The sequence below is a fragment of the Gemmatimonadota bacterium genome (assembly GCA_009838645.1).
Taxonomy (GTDB): domain Bacteria; phylum JAAXHH01; class JAAXHH01; order JAAXHH01; family JAAXHH01; genus JAAXHH01.
This window is the reverse complement of the sequence record VXRC01000018.1, coordinates 1-19,387: the sequence shown is the minus strand read 5'-3', so window position 1 is coordinate 19,387 and position 19,387 is coordinate 1. Positions and strand designations below refer to the sequence as shown.

Sequence of the window (19,387 nt, the reverse complement as noted above, 5' to 3'; positions counted from 1 at the left end):
CCTACCTCTTCAGGCTTACGGCCACGCCGTCCCTTAAGGGGATGATCGTCGTCCAGACCTCGCCGGTGCCGTAGGCCTTCCGGTTGTATTCCTGGATGGCCGAGGTCCAGCGATCGTCGGACGGCTCGGTCACGCGTCCGCTCCAGAGCACGTTGTCTGTGATCAGCAGGCCGCCCGGCCGGACGCGCGGCAGCGCCAGGTCGAATACGCGGGGATAGTCGTGCTTGTCCACATCGTTGAAGATCAGGTCGAAGCTGCCCTCGGTCTGCTCCAGCAGTTCCAGCGCGTCGCCCACCTGGATCACGACGCGGTCCGCCACACCGGCACGCTCGATGAACTTCCGGGCCTGCGCGGCGTTCTGCTCGCTGCCATCGGAGTAGTAAACCCGGCCTTCCGGACCCACGGCCCGGGCGAGCCAGATGGTCGAATAGCCGATGGCTGAGCCCATTTCGAACACGCGTTTCGCTCCGCTCAGCACGGCCATCTGGTGCAACACGCGGCCGACCAGCGGACCGACGATGGGGATCCGCTCCGCCTGCGCCTTCTCTTCCATCTCGGTCAGGACCTCGTCCCTGTCAGGCATCAACTCCGTCAGGTAGACGTCCAGCGCTTCCGATAGTACGTTGGGCATGGGGTTGTTGCTCCTGTTTTCCATATTTAAAATATCTCGACCGTCACGTACCGACCGGGATTGGATTTCAGATCGACGACGAGTTCGTCTAGACTCGTAACCAGCCGGTCCATCTTACCGGCCACGCGGACCGCGTCTTCGTACAGCCTGTCATCCTGAAGCAGCTTCCCCATCGTGCCCTCGCCCCGGTCGAGCCGCGTAAGGATATTACCGAGCGCCGTGGACGTGCTCTGCAGTTCGTCCATCATGGTGCTCAACCGGCCCGACGTGCTTTCCAGGTTGTCCAGCGTACTGGTTACCTTGTCCCGTTCGGTCTCGCTCAGGTCCCTCACGTTGCTTACCAGCGAATCCAGGTTCGCCACGACCCGATTGATCTGGCCGCTCTCCCGTTTCAGGGTCTCCTGCAGTTCGATGGTCAGGTCGTGCACGCCTGCCAGGCTGCTCTTGATCGACTTGTCCCGCTCGGGGTCCAGGAGGATGTTGGCGTTTTTGAGCAGGTCGCGCATGTTCACAGTGACGGAATCGACCTGCGTGAACATGTCGGAAATCCCCGGTGCGGCCGTACCCTCGATCGTGCCGCCCGGCGGCACCATCACCGTGCTGACGCCCTTGCGGATGTTGATGGATTTCTCGCCCATGACGCTGCGTGAGATCACCTCCACCTGCGAGTCCTCGGGGATCTCGAAGGGCTCGTCGACACGCAGGGTGACGATGGGCGACATGTCGTCGAGCGTCACGGCCTCCACCTTGCCGATGCGCACGCCGCCCACGAGGATCGGATCGGAGGACTTGACCCCAACGGCGCTGCTCAGGCGCACTTCGACGAGGTAGGTATCCCCCGTTACCCGCCACTCTTTCAGATAGAAGAGGCCCCAGACGAAAATGATGATCGCCAGGAGGAAGACCATGCCCAGTTTCGCCTCGTCGGGCAGCAGGCTGTTTTTCGAGTACGTCACTTCACACCCCCGGTTTACAGTATCGTCCTGGCCAGCAGGTAGTCCAGGCACAGGATCAGAATGCACGAGACCACCACGGTGTTGGTGGTCGCCTTGCCCACGCCTTCGGCGCCCGAACCCGGTTTCACCTTGAAACCCTGGTAACAGGCGACCGTGGTGATCGTAATCCCGAAGCAGAAGGCCTTTGACAGCCCGAAGAAGGCGTCCTGGGTCCGGAAGAACTCCCGCATCCCCCGCTCGAAGTCGGGGATGCTCACCCCCATCCGGTCGATCGCCGCGACCATGCCGGAAAGCGTGCCGATCAGGTCTGCGAAGACCACGAGGACCGGCAGCATGAACATGCCGGCGATGATGCGGGGGATCGCCAGGTAGACGATGGGGTTCATGGCCATCACCTCGTAGGCGTCGATCTGCTCCGTCACCCGCATCGTGCCGAGTTCGGCCGCGATGGTGGCGCCCACCCGCCCCGACAGCACCAGGGCGCCCAGGACCGGTGCGAGTTCGAGGACCACCGATGACAGGACGACGCTGCCCACCAGGTAGGCGGGCACGTATCCCTGGAACTGGTACCCGGTCTGCACCGCGGTCACCAGGCCGGCGAAGAAGGCGATGATCAGGACGATCGGCATGGAGTGTATGCCGATCGCGAACATCTGGTGGACCATCAATCCCCAATACGTCCGGATGCGGGGCAGGTTCCGGACGACCTCGACCATCATCATGCCGAAATCGCCGATATTCGTCAGCGCCCAGAGGACGCGTCTGCCAAGGAAGGAGAGGAAAGCAGTCATAGTCGGCTAAAGGCCACGCGGCCACAGGGCCACGGAGCTACAGGACCACGCGGCCACGCGGCCACGCAACCTCAGGGTCACGCGGCTACAGTGCGATGAGCGGGGCGATGACCAGGGAAACCACCGACATCAGCTTGATCAGGATGTTCAGCGACGGGCCGGACGTGTCCTTGAAGGGATCGCCGACGGTGTCTCCCACGACGGCGGCCTTGTGGGCCTCCGATCCCTTCTCGTAGCGCACGCCGTCGATGGTCAGTCCCTCTTCGATCATCTTCTTAGCGTTGTCCCACGCGCCGCCCGCGTTGGCCTGGAAGATGGCCATCAGCACGCCGGACACGGTGACGCCGGCCAGCAGGCCGCCCAGGGTCTCCGGTCCGAAGATGAACCCCACGGCGACGGGCGTCAACACGGCCAGCAGGCCGGGAAGGACCATGCGGCGGATGGCCGCCTTGGTGGAAATCTCCACGCAACGGGCGTACTCCGGCTTGCCGCTCGCCGCCTCGAAGATGTCCCGGTCCTCCCTGGACCAGTCCCCTTCATCCACCCCGTCGTTCTTCTTCATCACCGACAGCGCGGCCTTGAGTTCCGGGATGGCGTTGAACTGGCGCCGGACCTCCTCGATCATGGCCATGGCAGCCTGTCCCACGGCGTTCATGGCGAGCGCGGAGAAGAGGAAGGGCAGCATGCCGCCCACGAAGAGCCCCGCCATGACGCGGGGATTGGCGATGTCGATGCTCGAAATGCCCACCTGCACCATGTAGGCCGCGAAGAGCGCCAGGGCGGTCAGGGCCGCGGAGCCGATGGCGAATCCCTTGCCGATGGCCGCGGTCGTGTTGCCCACCGCGTCGAGCTTGTCGGTCCGCTGCCGGACCTCGGGGGGCAGCTCCGCCATCTCGGCCACGCCGCCCGCGTTGTCCGAAATGGGACCGTAGGCGTCCACTGCCAGCTGGATGCCCGTGTTGGACAGCATGCCCAGGGCCGCCATGGCGATCCCGTAGAGCCCGGCAAAGTAATAGGCGCCCATGATGCCGGCGGCGATGATCAGGATGGGGATGGCCGTGGACCGCATGCCGATGCCCAGGCCGGCGATGATGTTGGTCGCGGTGCCCGTCACGGACTGCCGCGAAATGGACGTGACCGGACCGGTATGGGTGCCGGTGTAGTGTTCGGTGATCAGGCCGATGCCGAGACCGGCCAGCAGGCCGATCGTAGCCGCGATGAAGACGCCCAGGCTGGTGTAGGTCTCGCCGCCCAGGGTGAAGTCGCCGGGCAGGAGGTAGTCGATGAGCAGGTACATGACGGCGACCATGATGGCGGAGGAGCCGAATTCGCCCTTGTTCAGGCCGGACTGGGGATTACCGCCTTCCTTGACCGAGACCATGAAGGTGCCCAGGATCGAGATGATGATGCCCGCGCCCGCGATGATGAGCGGCAGGGTGATGAAGACCGGATCGTATACGCCCGCCACGAGGATGCCGGCGCCCAGCACCATGGATCCGACGATGGAACCTACGTAGGATTCGAAGAGGTCGGCGCCCATGCCGGCCACGTCGCCCACGTTGTCGCCCACGTTGTCGGCGATGGCCGCCGGGTTCAGGGGATGGTCCTCGGGAATCCCGGCTTCCACCTTGCCCACCAGGTCGGCGCCCACGTCGGCCGCCTTGGTGTAGATGCCCCCGCCCACGCGGGCGAAGAGGGCGATGGATGAAGCGCCCAGCGAGAAACCGGAGATGACGTTCAGCACCCGGCCGATGCCCGACTCGTCGATGCCGAAGAGCCCCGTGTAGAGGATAAACAGGCCGCCGAGGCCCAGAACACCCAGGCCCACCACGTTCAGGCCCATGACCGACCCGCCGGCAAAGGCCACGTGCAGTGCCTGGGCCAGTCCGGTACGCGCCGCGTGGGTGGTCCGCGTATTCGCCCGTATGGCCACGCGCATGCCCAGGAATCCGGCCAGGCCCGATGCCAGGGCGCCGGTGACGAAGGACAGGGCGATGAGAGCGCTGGACTCCACCTTGCCCATGTTCGCCACGGCCAGCAGCACGGCCACGACCACGACGAAGATCGACAGGACCCGATACTCCGCCTTGAGGAAGGCCATGGCGCCTTCGGAAATGCTGGCGCCGATGGCTTTCATCCTGTCCGTCCCCTCATCCTGCCCGTTGATCCAGGCCGCCCTCCAGATGGCGTAGATCAATCCCAGCAGGCCCGCGACGATCACACCGTACATCAAATCGTTCTCGATCATGTTCCTTACCTTCTCCCTTGAAACCCGTCTGCCCTGATGACTACACACACAGAGGGCGGGTCAGGAACCCGCCCTCTGCAGTTAACATCCAACAGTTCTTTACCGCGGCAGCCAGCCCCGGGCGGTCCGCCGCATCACGAGGTCAGCGAAGCTTGAAATCGATAGGCTGCGCTACCCATACGGCCACCGGCCGGTTGTTCTGGATGGCCGGAGTATACACCCAATTCCGCACAGCTGCGAGCGCTGATTCATCGAGACCCGCGCCGACGCCCCGCAACAGTATGGCGTCGCGGACCTTGCCTTCCCTGTCGACCAGGATCTTGATGTAGACCGTGCCCTCGATACCGGCCTTGCGGGCCAGTTCAGGATACTCGGGCTGAGTCCGGTACACCGGTGCCGGACCTGTCTCGAACGGCACAAAGGCATCGGGCGGAGGCAATGCCTCGTCCTCGATGACGATGTTCTCTTCCTCCGGCGCCTCGATGATGATGTTCTCCTCCTCGATGTCCTGGATCACCGGGGCGATCTGCTGGCTCATCTCGGTCTGCGTCGCGATCGTCATCTCGGCGGACACCTCGGCGTCATCCACGGGCTCGGGTATACCGATCACCGGCTGGGAAGGCGCTTCCACCGGCACTTCAGGCATTTCCGGCGCGTCGGTCAACGCCGGGGGCGGCCCGAGGTCGGCGTAATCCAGAATCCGCGTCGCGTAGACCCGGTTCTGCTCCTGGATGTACCATACGGTCCAGTAGGTGCCAAGGGCCAGCGCGTGGATGATCACTGCGGCAAGAATGCCCCGCTTCGCATTCCTCTGGTAGAAGAACTTTATGGGGGATTCTTTCTTCAGTGGAAAATGTTCGACGCTGAGCAACGAACCCATCATGAGCCAAACACCTCCTCGTACTTATCTTGCTCCAGGACCGTGATGCTGAACCGGTCGATGGCGCCCAACTGAAGTTCGTCCATGACGTTGACCATCTGTTCGTAGGGACTCGTGCGCTGGATCATCACCAGGGTCACCAGCTTGGATTCGCCGTCGTGCAAATCGGCGTTCTCCACTTCCTTCTCCTTGATGAATTCCTGGACGTCATCCAGCGTCAACTCCTCCGGCGTCATGTCCCGGCCGATCTGCCAGAACATGCGGTCGTCGTCCAGCATGTAGATCAGCAGCACGTTCGATTCCGCGATCTCGACCTTGTCGTCCTTGTCGGGCGGAATGTTGAGCTCCATGGTCTGCGGCGCCCTGAATACCGTGGTGACCATGAAGAAGATGAGCAGGAGGAATGCGATGTCCACCATGGGCGTCATGTCGATGAAAATCTGGTCGCGCGGCTTTTTCTTTTTAGCGCCTTCCTTCTTCCTGTCGCTGGCTTTCTGAGTGCCCTGGACAGCTGCCATGTGTCATCACCTCCTTACCAGGTCGTGGTTGACCGGTCTCAGGCTGGTCGGCTCATCGTCCGAGGAGGCTGTATCGTCCTCGAAGTTCGTGACCAGGTTGAACCGGGTGTTGTTGGTTTTCTGGAGGATCTCCATCATGTCGCTGATCACGCCGAATTCGGCGTCCTTGTGCGCCTTGATGGCTATACGCAGACGAGGGTTCCTGATGCGCGCCTCCACCAGTGCGTTCTCCATTTCCACCATTTCGATTCCCACTTCGGGCTGTGGTTCCAGCCGCCAGAACAATGCGTTTTCCGGCTTCGGTCCGACGGTCAGAATTACCACGTCCGATTCGGGCAGCTTGATGGCCGAATGGGACTCCGGAAGCAGGATGGGAATCGATTCGGGGGCCTTGAACTGCGTCGTGGCCATGAAGAAGATGAGCAGCAGGAAGGCGATATCCACCATCGGCGTCATGTCGATCATGACCGGCTTGTGTTTTCCGTGCGCCATATCTTTAGACTCCTTAACGCCTTAACGCCGTCCGATTAGGCCCGGCCGGTAAGAATGGCCAGGACTTCCTGTGCCACTTCGTCCACGGCGTAGGTGAACATGTCCACCTTGTTGACGAAGTAGTTATACGCTACGATACCCATGATGGCCGCGGCCAGCCCGCCCGCCGTATTGATCAGCGCTTCGGAGATGCCCAGCGCGAGCTGAATGGCGTCCGGCGCGCCTTCGTTGGCCATGGCGGCAAAGGCCCGGATCATGCCGATCGTCGTCCCGAGCAGTCCCACCAGGGTGGCGATGGTCGCGATGGTCTGCAGCGCAATCAGGTTGCGTTCGAGCAACGGGGTCTCGAGGGCGTTGGCTTCTTCGAAGGCCCGCTTGATCTCCTGCACCTGGCGATCGCTGGTCAGGTTCTCTTCGGCGATTGTATCAAAACGCTCGAGACCGGCGCGCAGCACGTTCGCCATGGTGCCCTGCTGGGAGTTGCACAGGTTGACCGCACGCTTGATATCGTTGTTGCGGATCGCGGCCATGGCGTCCTTGAGAAAAGCCACCTGCGGCCGCTTGCCGCGGGCTTTCTTCAGCGTCAGCGAACGCTCGATGATGAAGGTGATGTCCAGCATGGTGAGCACCATGAGGCCGATGACCACAGGTCCGCCGTCCTTTACGAACTGTGGCAGAAAATACTCGAAGATAATCCATGAAACAATAAAGCAAAGGACGATGATGATCATGATAAAGGCGCCTGGCCGCATATCAGATTCTCCTTAGACTTTGTACAGTTGCGATCGTGAACGTAGCAGCGAAACAATCATCTCAAGTGTGATATAATCCCTGCCGTATAAACCAAAAGAACTATCGTGTCTTAACGCGTCCTCTTGCGTAGGCGGGACAAACGCCTTCCTTCACCACCACCTTTCCATCCGTGTCCTGAGTGTCGCCTTAAAACAGGCTTCTCTTCACAAATGTCGTTGTCTGGATACTCCGTCTAGATTCGTCGATTCTGGATATCCTGGCGATCTCGGCCCCTCAATCTCCCTGCATCTGCTCGAAAATCTCTCTCACGGTGTTCAACTGCTCACGCGCTCTTCCATTGTTCGGATCCAGCTTAAGGCACTCCCGGTAATGGCGGATCGCCGGAGCGAGCTGCTGCGAGTTCGTGTAGGCCTGGGCGAGCAGAAGATGGTAGGATGCCTCGTCCGGTTTCAACTCGATGGCCTTCCGGAGCTGGCCGATGGCGGCGCCCCAGTCCTCGTTCAGTACCCGGTCGAACCCCAGCCGGTAATAGGCCTCGTGATCGGTGGGATCGATCTCAAGCACGCGCTGGAACGTCGTGCGCGCGTTGCCGTAATCCTCCAGGATGAGATAGGCCGTTCCCAGGAACTTCAACGGCTGGAGAATGGTCGTCGCGTCCTCCTCGCCTTCCTCGGTCCGCAGATCCAGGGCCATGAGCAGGGCGTCCCGGGCCACCGCGCCGTCCTGGGCTACCAGACCGGCAATGCCCATGTTCAGGTAGGCGGAGTAATTCGTGCTGTCGTGGGAAACCTTGGCCCGGTACATATCCAGCGAAGCCGCGTAGATCGCCGGCCGCTGGTCGCGCTCGGCCTCGCGGGACGCGCCGTAGATCTCCCTGCCAAGGTTGTAGTACACATTGCTCAGCGTTAGCCGGGTCCGCTCGTCCTCTGTGGCCTGTATCGCCGGTTCCAGCACGGTCTTGACGGCCGTCACGGCCTGCGCGTACTGTCCCTGCTCGATGTACGCACGTCCGTAGTACGCGTAGGGGTTCTGGTCGGTGGGATTGACCTTGATGGCCTCTTCGAGAAGCGGAATGGCCTCCCCGAACTTTTCCTGGTCGAAATAGACCAGCGCCAGCTGGATGTAGGGCTTCTCCGACGAACCGTCCAGTTCAATGGACTTCTTCAGATTGACGATGCCGTCGTCGTACTGTCCCACCTCCGGCTGCGTCTGTACCCAGCCCAGACTGAAGTGCAGCTCCGCGTTGTCCGCGTTCTGCATCACGGCTTCCTTGTAGGCTTCGACCGCTTCCATGTACCGGCCGTCGGCGACCAGTCCGTCCCCCATCGGCAGATAGGCTTCGACCCGGCCCGGGTCCAGCTCGATGGTCTTCATGTAGTGGGGCACGGCCATCTTGATCCGCTGCGTCTTGTTCAAGGATTCGGCCAGCATGAAATAGGCTTCGGCATTGGACTGGTCCAGCGCCACGTATTTTTCGAGCGGCTCGACAACGAGCGGATAGCGCGTGGCGACGTACTGGATGTACCCCTGCTGATACCAGGCGTCCTCCAGATTGGGATCGAGTTCCGTCGCCTTCTGGTACGCGGCGTAGGACTCGTTCCATTGCCGCGCCTTGAAATGCAACTGGCCGATCCTGTGGTGGATCATGGCGGCGTCAGGGGAATCGGGCTCCATGGCGAGGGCCTGCCGGTAGTTGTTAATCGCCAGTCCCCAGACATTTCGCGCTTCGTAGACGTCTCCCAGTCCCCGTACGTACAGCGGGTTCTGCGCATCGATACTGCGCGCCCGGGTGAATTGTACCTCGGCGCTCCGCAGATCGTCCTGCGCGATGGCAAGTTGACCCTGGGCGTAGAAGAACCGCGCGTCTTTGTCCTTGGTGCGCTTCAGGCCTTCCTCGATCGACTTCTGAGCGTCCTCGAACCGGCCCGTGCGGATCTCCTGCAGGCTCAGTTCGAATCGGGCGTCGTGGTTCTTCTTCTGCTGGTCGACGGCGATCAGGAATTCGGAGTACGCTTCGTCGAGGTGGCCCTGCCGTTTGAGTGCCAGGCCGAGCAGGTAGTGGGCGTCCGTGTTCTTCTTCCCGTTGCTGAGTACGTTCCGGAGTATGGAAACGGTTTGGTCGTAATTACCGCTGTCGTAGGCCGCCCGGGCGGCGTCCACGCTCTGCGCGCCTGCCACGGCCGGCGTACCGGCCAGGCCGGCAAGCAGCAGCGCGCCGAGTACGAACAGGGCGCCTTTGCCTATCCTGCGGTTCACACCTGCGATCCACATGTTGGATACCTCCCGATGCTCCTGCGAGCCTTGTTATTGCAGTTTGACCGTCCGGACCGGCATGGTCGCCGGCACGACGCCTTCGTCTATGGCGATCTGCTGTCCCTTGACCGCCGTGAGAAAGGTTACGTATCCCGATACCAGGTTGACTTCCAGCGACGACCGCTTGAAGTAGCACAACACCAGGGGCCGCCGGAGCGGATACAGTTCCTGAAGCAATTTATGCTGCGTGGGCAGCAGATAGGGACCGCTTTCATCCTCGGCGATCCGTATCGTCTTGTAATAGGCCATCGTAGTCGTGGAACGCGTGATCAGAAGCCCCGTGATCCCGATCGTGCCCGGATAGGCGCCCGCGATGCTTGCCAGGGCGGCCATCGTGCTGCAGGGATACACGTTGGCGCCGTATTCCGCGCCTTCGAGCACGACGTCCTCGAAAACCTCGTAAGTGCCGGAATTCCGGTCGCGGACCAAGGGGCGGATCGCCATGTCCTTGCCGCCCAGTTCGCGCCAGTTGGTGATGTTCCCGGTGTAGATGTCCCGTAACTGCCCCAGCGTCAGGTCTTCGACGGGGTTGTCGCCGTGTACGATAACCGCCAGCGCGTCGTGGGCGACCGTCCGGGTAATGAAGTCCGCTTCGCCGGCGGATAGCGCTTCGACCTCGGATTCATTGGGTTCGCGGGATAACACCGCCAGGCGGCTTCGTCCCTCGGAAAGGTCGACCAGCGCTTCACGGGAAGTCGTCTTGGCCACGTCGATGAAGGCTTCGTTGTAGACCTGCTGGTACTTGACCGCCGAACTCTCGATGTACGGGAAGGCGACCTCGGCGCTGGACACCTTGAGGTAACCCCGGGTGGCCGTTTCGTCGGGTTGGCCGCAACCCGTCATGAAAAACAACAGGGCCGCACCCGAAAACGCTAACCGGAAGTGGACCCCGAATTTCGCCATGAATCGTCCTCAAGGATGGAGCGGGTCTCCTCGTTCCGCTTATCGGTGTAATAGGCGGACACGAACCGGAAGACCCCATAGAGAATGAGCACGCTGCCGAAAACCAGTCTCAATTGTTCCGTCTGAATGAACACCCGCAGGATGTAGCCGGTCAGTACCAGCACACCGGATACGCACATCGCCAGCGCGACCACGTAGCCGAGTGCCTGCCGAAATGACGTAATACGGATCATACGCGGGTGAGACGGAATCCACCGAGCGGGCGCTAACGGACATTTTTGTACATAACTTCACCGGCTGGTTCAAAGGCCGAACGCCGCCTTGTCCAGCCCTCTGCGGAATCGGCTTCGATCCATAGCGGCCAAGCGGGAGATCACAGGAATCCATGAGCGCTGGTTACTGTAGTTTCAATTCTAACTAAATAAGAAGGGCAGTATCACGTTGTCAAGTAAAACTTACGACTGTCAAGACCGGCCGTCCCCGCCTTTCTCGCACAGTTCGATCAGTACGCCGCTTGTGCTCCGGGGATGCACGAAGGCGACCCGGACGCCTCCCGCCCCGATGCGCGGTTTCTCGTCGATCAGCCGGTATCCTCGGTCGTGCAGGATCTTCAGGGTTTCCGCCACGTCGTCGACTTCCAGGGCGATATGGTGGATGCCCTCTCCGCGCTTCTCGATGAAACGGGCCACCGGACTCTCCGGATCCGTCGCTTCCAGGAGCTCCAGTTCGGTGTCTCCGGCGGGAAGGAAGGCCACGTTTACGCCGTCGCTCCGCAAGGTCTCCCGGCCGTGCAGCGGCAGCCCGAGGGCCTCGTGGTAGAGGCGAAGCGCTTCGTCCAGGTCGCGCACGGCGATCCCGATGTGGGCGACGCGGGCCGGCGGGACCGGCTGGCCAGTTCCAGCGGCTCCAGCGGCTCCAGCGGCTCCAGCGGCTTTGGCAGCCCCGGCGGTCTTATTCGATGGCTTTCCCGACATGGTATTCGACATCTCCTTCATGCGGCAGGCAGTGTGTCGGTAAGGGCGGCCTCGAAAACGCTCGATCCGTGGCTCAAAACCGCTCTGGACGCCGGTATTCTTCGAAGACGCCGCGAAGCGTATCGCAGATCTCTCCCAGCGTGGCCCGTCCACGCACGGCATCGATGATCAGCGGCATCAGGTTGTCCTGCGTGCGTGCCGCCGATTCGAGCGCCTCGAGCGCCCGCGCCGCGGCCTGCCCGTCCCGCGCCTTCCTGAAAGCGCGCACCCGTTCCACCTGGCGGGCTTCGATGGCGGGATCGATGGGAAGAGGCGCCGGCCCCTCCTCATCGTCGCCGGTAAAGCGGTTCACCCCCACGATGACTTGTTCTTCCCGTTCGACGGCCATCTGGCAGGCATAGGCGCTGCGGCTGATCTCCTCCTGGGGATAGCCCGCCTCGATGGCCCCCAGGGCGCCGCCGTAACCGTCGATGCGTTCCAGGTGCGCCTTCGCCGCCTCCTCGATCTCGCCGGTCAGCGCTTCCACGAAATAGGACCCGGCGAAGGGGTCCACCGTGTGGGCCGCCCCGGTCTCGTGGGCGATGACCTGCTGCGTCCTCAGGGCCAGGGTCGCCGCCGATTCGGATGGCAGGGCGAGCGCTTCGTCGAGACTGTTGGTATGGAGGGACTGCGTTCCGCCGCACACCGCCGCCAGGGCCTGCAGCGCCACCCGCACGACGTTGTTCTCCGGTTGCTGCGCGGTCAGCGTCGAACCGCCGGTCTGGGTGTGGAACCTGAGCTGCCAGGACCGGGGGTTCTTCGCCCCCACCCGTTCCCGCATGAGCCGGGCCCAGAGCCGCCGGGCCGCGCGGAACTTGGCCACCTCTTCGAAAAACTGGTTGTGGGCGTTGAAGAAGAATGAGAGCTGGGGCGCGAAGGTGTCGACGTCCATCCCGGCGTCCATGACCGCCTTCACGTACCCCAGCCCGTTGGCGAGGGTGAAGGCGACCTCCTGCACGGCCGTGGCGCCCGCTTCCCGTATGTGGTACCCGCTGATGCTGATGGGGTTCCATTTCGGCATGCTGCCGGCGCAGAACCGGATCAGGTCGGTAGCCAGGCGCAGGGAGGGGCCGGGCGGGTAGATGAAGGTGCCCCGCGCGATGTATTCCTTCAGGATGTCGTTCTGTACCGTGCCCGCGAGCCGTTCCAGCGGTACGCCGCGCTCCTCGGCCACCGCCGCGTAGAGCGCCACGAGCACCGTGGCCGTGGCGTTGATGGTGAGTGAAGTGCTGACCGACTCCTGCGGGATTTCATCGAAGAGGGTCCGCATGTCGTCGATCGTGGAGATCGCCACGCCCGTGCGGCCCACCTCGCCGGCCACCATGGGATGATCGGAATCATAGCCGATCTGGGTGGGCAGATCGAAAGCCACGGAAAGCCCGGTCTGCCCCTGGGAAAGGAGGTACCGGTATCGGGCATTGGTCTCTTCGGCCGAACCGAATCCCGCGTATTGCCGCATCGTCCAGAGCCGGCCGCGGTACATGGTCGGGCGGATACCCCGCGTAAAGGGATATTCCCCCGGCATTCCGATATCGGCATCCGGATCGATGTCCGCCGTGTCCTCGGGCGTGTACAGCCGCTTCACGGGAATGCCGGAGCCGGTCTCAAAACGGTCGCGGCGTTCGGGCAGCCGTTCCAGCGCCGGCTTCAGCTTTTGCTCTTCCCAGGCTTTCCGGGCCGTTTCCAGGGCTTCCTTGCCAGCATCCATGTCCGGTAAGTCCCCGTTACTGACGGGTGGAAGGGTGGCAGAATGGACCTTGGAAATTACACCGGAATCACCCGGACGTCAACGGGTTTGGGGGCGGTGGTCCCGCGTCGTGACGGTCCCGCGTCGCGGCTGTCCTGCGTCGCGACGATCGGAATATGGAATCGTGTCAATCCCCTCCGGACACCCTCAGATAACCTTCCACCCGTCCGAGACTCGTATTCATAACGTGAATCTCGGATCTCATCGATGAGAGCTCGGTACGCAGGGCGACAAACTCGGTACGCATTTCCTTCAACTCCGATCTCACCTCATCCCTGAACTCCTTGTCTTCCCGATCCAGGTAAGTGAGTGTCGCGATGAAGAGGATTCCGAGCGTCACAAGAAACATCCCAACCGCGGTTGCCATCTGTGCGCCGAATGTCCAGTTGTCACGGGATGTTGCGGTCATTGTTCGTCGCCTTCCGGTAGATTGATGGTTACTCATTGTCCGACACGGCAGCAGGTATCCCCAAATGCCCTTCAATACGGGAAAGCCTGGTGTTCATTTCAAATGTTCTCTGTTCTATAACGCGTATTCGACTGTCCATACGTACAAACCGTTGATCTACATTGTCAAACCGTTGATCTACATTGTCAAACCGTTGGCTTGCACAGTTCGCCAAAACCCCGATCACCGAGACAACGAAAACCGGTTTTGCCCATTCTTTCAACCATTTCATAAGGTGTTCCTTCCAACAACTCGCAATCCCTTTAGGCTGCAGATCCCTTATATATCGTTCCTCGGGAAACGGCCCGACCTGACATCTCTGCTCCTTCAAGCTTGCTGGCGGTTTCTCGTTGTCCGGCACGGTAGCGGCTATGCCTAAATGCCCTTCGATACGAGAAAGTCGTGTGTTCAAACGAAAAGTCTGGTGTTCAATTCATCTGTCCTCAGGTAGATCACTCGCAATCGTTCCCTACACGGGTTTCTTCCGCCTCGAATCGACGGTCTATCGCCTCGAATCGACTGTTGATGGTTTGCAATCCAGCGAAGAAGACGACGAGGATCGTCAAAATCGTTCCGACGAAACCACCGAGCATTGCCCAATCCTTGCGTTCCACTGTATTCTCCAGGACGGTGACTGCAAATCATCCGAGGGACCCGTTTATGCAATCCCCTTACTTAATGGATTAGCCGAGATCCAGTTCGGATTTCTCGTAAGAAAAAACTTTAATTGGTTTAAAGGAATCGGTCCGGCAGGTATGAAACGGTTTTCGGTGTGAGGTTGGGAAAGTGCCGTCGGAGTGGCAGGAGCCGGCCACGAGCAGGATAGGATCCGGCCAGAAGCCGGCTAGGATCCGGCGAGGCCCAGCGCGGCGGCTTCGCCCTGCATGGCCTCGATGACGTTGGCGATGTGATCGCCCAGATCGAGCCCGAGGCTTTCGGCCCCTTCGACGATGTCCTCGCGGGAAACGGCGCGGGCGAAGGCGATGGCCTTCATCTTCTTGCGTACGGATTTCACCTTCACCTCGTGCACGCTTCCGGAGGGACGCACGAGGGCGACGGCGGTGATGAAGCCCACGAGTTCATCCACGGCGAAGAGCGTCTTGTCCATCAGGCTGCGCCGTTCGAGGCCGAGGTAGGTGGCGTGGGACTTGATGGCGTAGATGACGTCCTCGGGATAGCCCTGCTCCTCCAGGATTTTCGCCCCGCGCATGGGATGGTCCTTGGGGTCGGGAGTAGCCTCGTAGTCGAAGTCGTGCAACAGGCCCACGATGCCCCATTTCTCCTCGTCCTCGCCGTACTTCCCGGCGTAGTGGCGCATGGCGGCCTCCACGCCCAGGGCGTGCTTCCTCAGGCTGTCCGTCTTGGTATGCTCGTACAGCAATGCGATCGCGTCGTCGCGGTTCAATGCGATTCCCTTTTCTGTTGGTGGGTGGGCGGCCTAACGGACCACGGCCCGGCCGTAGTAGTAGGGCAGGGCCTGAGCGGACGGTCGGTAGGACCAGGCCAGCCGGGCCTTGCCGATGTTGGCCCCAGGACCGGCGTCGGTCTCGTCGCCGTCGTAGATCACCACGTTGAACCCGATGGTCTCGCCTGCCTGCGGCGCCGCACCGCCGGGCATGTCAGCCCAGGAGATGGCGGTCTCGATTACGTAGCCGGTTCCGGTGAACCTGGATGCCACCCGCATGCCCGGCGCCGTCTTCTCGATCACGCCCTGCCGCGCGTCGGCGTCCCTTGCCGCCCTGGGTTCGCGTCCCGCCGTGGTGCCGGGAAAGATGCCCGCCTTGAAGACCGTCAGCGTATTGTCGCTCCGGCCGGAGGGATCGACGCAGATCTCCACGGCATCGGACCGCCAATGGCCCTTGATGTCGTCCGGTGCGATATTGCAGACCACCGCGTCGTCCCGCACGTCCACGGCGACGTACAGGTTCGCCTGGTCGTAGGCTGCGCGGAACACCGCGCTGCAGTCGTCGTCGCCGCCCGGTAGCGAACCCGACCAGATGTGGTCCGACGGGATGGCATGGGGCTCGATCCCCGCCCAGTCGGCAAGGTCGCCGTCGATCTCCATGGGACCGGCCGCGGGTGCGAGATCCATGACTGGCAGCACGTCGATCATGCCGTTGCCGCCAACGGTCTGGCCGGCCGGACTCGAACCGTCTGCCGGGTCGGCCGACAGCCGCACCGGGTAGCTGCCCTGCGTCACATCATCCGGCACGGTCACGGTGAAGGAGACCGTCGTCTCGCCGCGGGCCGGTAACTCGTAGTCCGCCTCCAGGGAACCGTTCGCCCACCCCTCGGGAAGATCGAGCCTTACCCGGCCCGAAGCGCCTTCGGGGGTCCGGCTGACGACCTTCGCCTCCAGGGTACCGGTCATGCCCGATCCGATAGACAGCGCGGCAGGCAACAGGTCAGCGACCCACGATACCTGGTGTGCTTCGGCCCAGCGGCGGTAGCGGACGATGTCCGAACGGGGCACCATGCCGATGGACAGCGGTTCCGTCGAAGGCGGCGGACCCAGGACGATGCCTGTATCTCGCGGCCCCTCCAGGCCGCCGAGGAGGGTCTTGAGGCCTTTCGGCGAAGGCGGTACGAGGGTCTTGACCAGCATGAACGCCTCTGCTCCCGCGCTGCGAGGCGGAACCGTAGCCCTGCGGTCGAAACCCTGCGAACGGAAGTTGCGCAGGGCCAGGGACTTGATCTCCGCGTAGCTCAGGAAACGGCTGGGCGAGATGTCGCCCGCAGGTATGAATATGGCACCCAACCGCCGGGAATTGTAGTACAGTTTCACCGGCTGCCATGTACGCAGATACTCTTCCTCGATCTGCGCCTGAAACTGTTCGGGGTCCGCCGCGGCGGTGAAGGCTTCCGTGGCGAGGCGGGCCGCCACCTGGTGATGGCCGTGGGTACCCGGGCCGGGCCACATGGTCACGATGACTTCCGGACGGAGCAGGCGGACCATCCGCACGACCCTGCCCAGTGTGTCTTCGTAACCCCACACGTCGTAAGTGGCCTGATCGCTCAGCGTGTAGAAGAAATCGGTCTTGTCCAGGAAGTAGACCAGGTCCACCCCATACTCCGCGGCGGACCGGCGGATCTCGGCCTCGCGGAGGATGCCCAGCGAAGGTCCGAGCTCCCGGCCGATGGCGTTGCCGCCGCCTTCGCCGCGCGTGATGAGCACGATGCCCGCCTTCGCGCCGCCGTCGAGGACCTCGCGCGCGAATGTGGCCGTGACCCCGCTTTCATCATCGGGATGGGCGCCTATGTAGAGCAGATCTACTTTCAACAAGTGGTCGGATCGCATCTGTTCTATGGGCTGTGCGAAGACTGATCCGGACAGCGTCAGGGTAAGCAGGGCGAAGGCAAGCCATCTTCCCGCAAGTATGCATAGGTCACGCATCATTTCATGTCGCATCTGAGAAAGCGGGCGAACCCGGATTGACCGGGCGAGCCCGGATCGACCGGGCAACACCCGAGACGAAATTCGCAAATCGCTTACGGCAACAGTTTCATCACCGCTACGGCAAGGGCAACGATGATTCCAACGGTCCACCGCAACCCGTTTACGCTGTTCCTTACATCCTCTTTAACATCCTCTTTGATTTCTCTTACATCCTCCTTGATTTCCCTGCGGAAATCACGCAGATCATTCCTGAAGCTCTTTTCCAGATCGTCGCGTGTGGAGTGTATTTTGTCATCCAGGGACTGTATCCTGTCATCCATCTTGTCGTTCAAGGATTGTATCTGGCCTGTCAATGTGACCTGGGTGGACTGTATCCTGGTATCCAGGGATTGTATCTTGCCATCCAGGGATTGTATCTTGTCGTCCACAGATCTGAATCGTTCATTGGTATGGGCGATTACCTTTGCGATCAAATCCCGGATACCCTGAATATCCTCTTCGACCTTGGCAAACGATTTTTGCAACGTGCCGACCAGACCCTCGTAGTTTGTTTTGATCGCGTCCATGTCCGACTCCAGGGCCGAAATCCTTTGATCGAAATCTTCGGAGTGATCCAGTACTTGTGGTTTGTTCAATTTAAGCCTCCGTTGTGGATTGTACAAGGATTACCATGGTGGTCGTTCTCTTGCCATTGCCGACTCGATGTATGCCCGCTATATAAGATTAGTCGCCCGCAATTTTCGCTTTCTCGTGTCTTATTTTGTTTTTCTCACCTCGGAGGGATATCCACATGGGCGATCTGATCGTCGTTCATCCAGCATACGACGGGGTATGGCCCTTTGCCGCGGCCCATTTCCATACCCTCTGGCCCGATGCCGAACTGATACGCCCGGCGCACGGGGACGACCGGCCCCTGGGCGAGGCGGTGGCGGACGCGGGACATGCGGACCTTGCGGGAAACGTGACGCGGCTGGCCACCCTCGGCATGCCGGTGACCGTCGAATGTCTCAGGAAGTTCGGTGCGCTGGAGGAAGCGACTTTCCAGGCCGCCTGCGGCCGGGGGCTGGACGAGGCATGCGGCGCGTACCTGGCCGGAGCCGGCGTCGCCGTTTACGACCATCCGAGCGAGGGGTTCTGGTCGCAGTCCGTGGCGGAATTCGGGCTGGCGCTTACGCTGTGCGGTTTGCGGCGGATTCCCCAGTTGCACCGGGAGATCATCGGCGGACAGGCGCCCTGGGACTACGAGCCGCCCGGAGGCCTGGGCATGCCCGGGGAGAGGGGCCAGCAGTTCGGCGACGATCCCGCCTTCGCAAACGGCACGCTGGCCGGCAAGCGGGTGCGGATCGTGGGGGCCGGCAACATCGCCAGCCGGTACGCAAGCTTCGCGTCCATGCTGGGGGCCGACGTGGCGGCATGGGACCCCTACGCCACCGAACCGGGCTTTCACCGCGCCGGCGCGCGCCGGATCTACCACCTGGATCACCTGGTCTTGGATGCGGAGGTGTTCGCGCCCATGGTGCCTCTCACCGAATCCACGCACGGCCTGGTCGGGGGTGGACACATCGACGCGCTGCCCCGCGGGTGCCTCGTGGTGCTGGTGACTCGGGCCCTGATCTGCGACATGGAAGCGATTCGCCGGCGGGTCCTGGCTGACGAACTGAGCCTGGCGGCGGACGTGTGGGACATAGAACCCCTGCCCCTCGGCGATCCGCTGCTCGGGCGCCACAACGTCGTGCACACGCCGCACAACGCCGGTCGAACGATCGACGCGAACAGGTCCTGGGCGGAGAAGCTGGCCGACCAGTTCAGGCCGTGATAGCGGCTTGCGGCCATCCTGTGCATATCATGTGGATAACTTACGGCGAGGAAAGTGAATCAGGTGTGTATAACGTGTGGATATCTATATCTATAAAGGGGAAAGGCGTTCTCTTCTGTTCCTGCCGGCGGGGTGGAGTGGATATGGAGGTCTTTTACCCAGTATACCTTTACCGTTTCGCTGCTTGATCCTGGTACTTCTGCAGCACGCGCACGTACTCGTCTTTACTCATTGGCCGATCCACGTCCGCAGCCCTCGCTTCCTGTCTGAAATCGACTATCGTCTGCGTTGACTCCCAACAAGAAGCCCCGGCCGTTTCGAAAGGGTCCGGGGCTTTTGATCACTATCCTTCAATGGCACGGCCGACGGCCGCTTCATTTACATGGAGGAATGCCCATGAATATGTTGCCACAATTAATCGTGTGTCAGTATTGTTGCACAATTCACAAACAAATTTCAGGCAGAATACACAGAGTAAAAC

19 protein-coding genes are annotated in these 19,387 nt (G+C 61.7%); 1 reads left to right on the top strand and 18 read right to left on the bottom strand.

The features are described from left to right. Window position 1: 1 nt before the first annotated feature. The 18 genes from F4Y38_05865 to F4Y38_05780 all read right to left on the bottom strand — a co-directional run bounded on the left by F4Y38_05865 (window position 2) and on the right by F4Y38_05780 (window position 17,725). Window positions 2–655: an O-methyltransferase gene (locus F4Y38_05865; GenBank protein MXY48814.1), complete on the bottom strand. Its 654-nt coding sequence runs from the start codon at window positions 653–655 to the stop codon at window positions 2–4. 2 nt (window positions 656–657) lie between these two features. Beyond that, window positions 658–1,587 carry an MCE family protein gene (locus F4Y38_05860; protein ID MXY48813.1) on the bottom strand — a complete coding sequence of 310 codons (930 nt, stop codon included), beginning with the start codon at window positions 1,585–1,587 and terminating at the stop codon, window positions 658–660. 14 nt (window positions 1,588–1,601) lie between these two features. Beyond that, a complete protein-coding gene (locus F4Y38_05855) occupies window positions 1,602–2,378 on the bottom strand; it encodes an ABC transporter permease (GenBank protein MXY48812.1) in 777 nt (258 codons plus the stop codon). 85 nt (window positions 2,379–2,463) lie between these two features. Beyond that, entirely contained in the window at window positions 2,464–4,626 is a 2,163-nt protein-coding gene (locus F4Y38_05850) for a sodium-translocating pyrophosphatase (protein MXY48811.1), read from the bottom strand. Between the two features lie 142 nt (window positions 4,627–4,768). Beyond that, on the bottom strand, window positions 4,769–5,509 hold the full coding sequence (locus F4Y38_05845) for an energy transducer TonB (protein ID MXY48810.1): 741 nt from the start codon (window positions 5,507–5,509) through the stop codon (window positions 4,769–4,771). Continuing rightward, on the bottom strand, window positions 5,506–6,024 hold the full coding sequence (locus tag F4Y38_05840) for a biopolymer transporter ExbD (GenBank protein MXY48809.1): 519 nt from the start codon (window positions 6,022–6,024) through the stop codon (window positions 5,506–5,508). Before F4Y38_05840 ends, F4Y38_05845 begins: the two co-directional genes overlap by 4 nt. Window positions 6,025–6,030: 6 nt before the next feature. Further along, window positions 6,031–6,516: a biopolymer transporter ExbD gene (locus tag F4Y38_05835; protein ID MXY48808.1), complete on the bottom strand. Its 486-nt coding sequence runs from the start codon at window positions 6,514–6,516 to the stop codon at window positions 6,031–6,033. Window positions 6,517–6,551: 35 nt separating this feature from the next. Then, on the bottom strand, window positions 6,552–7,268 hold the full coding sequence (locus F4Y38_05830) for a MotA/TolQ/ExbB proton channel family protein (GenBank protein ID MXY48807.1): 717 nt from the start codon (window positions 7,266–7,268) through the stop codon (window positions 6,552–6,554). Between the two features lie 274 nt (window positions 7,269–7,542). After that, window positions 7,543–9,540 carry a tetratricopeptide repeat protein gene (locus F4Y38_05825; protein MXY48806.1) on the bottom strand — a complete coding sequence of 666 codons (1,998 nt, stop codon included), beginning with the start codon at window positions 9,538–9,540 and terminating at the stop codon, window positions 7,543–7,545. Window positions 9,541–9,573: 33 nt separating this feature from the next. Beyond that, window positions 9,574–10,485, bottom strand: coding sequence for a hypothetical protein (locus F4Y38_05820; GenBank protein MXY48805.1), 912 nt, complete (start codon window positions 10,483–10,485; stop codon window positions 9,574–9,576). Further along, window positions 10,455–10,718 carry a hypothetical protein gene (locus F4Y38_05815; GenBank protein MXY48804.1) on the bottom strand — a complete coding sequence of 88 codons (264 nt, stop codon included), beginning with the start codon at window positions 10,716–10,718 and terminating at the stop codon, window positions 10,455–10,457. Before F4Y38_05815 ends, F4Y38_05820 begins: the two co-directional genes overlap by 31 nt. 231 nt (window positions 10,719–10,949) lie before the next feature. Next, window positions 10,950–11,459, bottom strand: coding sequence for a methylmalonyl-CoA epimerase (gene mce, locus F4Y38_05810; protein ID MXY48803.1), 510 nt, complete (start codon window positions 11,457–11,459; stop codon window positions 10,950–10,952). 73 nt (window positions 11,460–11,532) lie between these two features. After that, window positions 11,533–13,206, bottom strand: coding sequence for a methylmalonyl-CoA mutase (locus tag F4Y38_05805; protein MXY48802.1), 1,674 nt, complete (start codon window positions 13,204–13,206; stop codon window positions 11,533–11,535). Between the two features lie 166 nt (window positions 13,207–13,372). Further along, window positions 13,373–13,654 (bottom strand): hypothetical protein, encoded by a 282-nt coding sequence (locus tag F4Y38_05800; GenBank protein MXY48801.1) that lies wholly within the window; start codon window positions 13,652–13,654, stop codon window positions 13,373–13,375. Window positions 13,655–13,682: 28 nt separating this feature from the next. Next, window positions 13,683–13,925 carry a hypothetical protein gene (locus tag F4Y38_05795; GenBank protein ID MXY48800.1) on the bottom strand — a complete coding sequence of 81 codons (243 nt, stop codon included), beginning with the start codon at window positions 13,923–13,925 and terminating at the stop codon, window positions 13,683–13,685. A gap of 612 nt (window positions 13,926–14,537) precedes the next feature. Further along, window positions 14,538–15,098, bottom strand: a complete 561-nt coding sequence (locus F4Y38_05790) for an HDIG domain-containing protein (GenBank protein MXY48799.1) — start codon at window positions 15,096–15,098, stop codon at window positions 14,538–14,540. A gap of 33 nt (window positions 15,099–15,131) precedes the next feature. Further along, entirely contained in the window at window positions 15,132–17,102 is a 1,971-nt protein-coding gene (locus F4Y38_05785) for a hypothetical protein (protein ID MXY48798.1), read from the bottom strand. Window positions 17,103–17,182: 80 nt separating this feature from the next. After that, complete coding sequence (locus tag F4Y38_05780) at window positions 17,183–17,725, bottom strand: hypothetical protein (GenBank protein MXY48797.1); 543 nt, start codon at window positions 17,723–17,725, stop codon at window positions 17,183–17,185. A gap of 155 nt (window positions 17,726–17,880) precedes the next feature. Between F4Y38_05780 and F4Y38_05775 the strand changes: the two genes are divergently transcribed. After that, window positions 17,881–18,906 carry a hydroxyacid dehydrogenase gene (locus F4Y38_05775; GenBank protein ID MXY48796.1) on the top strand — a complete coding sequence of 342 codons (1,026 nt, stop codon included), beginning with the start codon at window positions 17,881–17,883 and terminating at the stop codon, window positions 18,904–18,906. The last annotated feature ends 481 nt before the right edge of the window (window positions 18,907–19,387 follow it).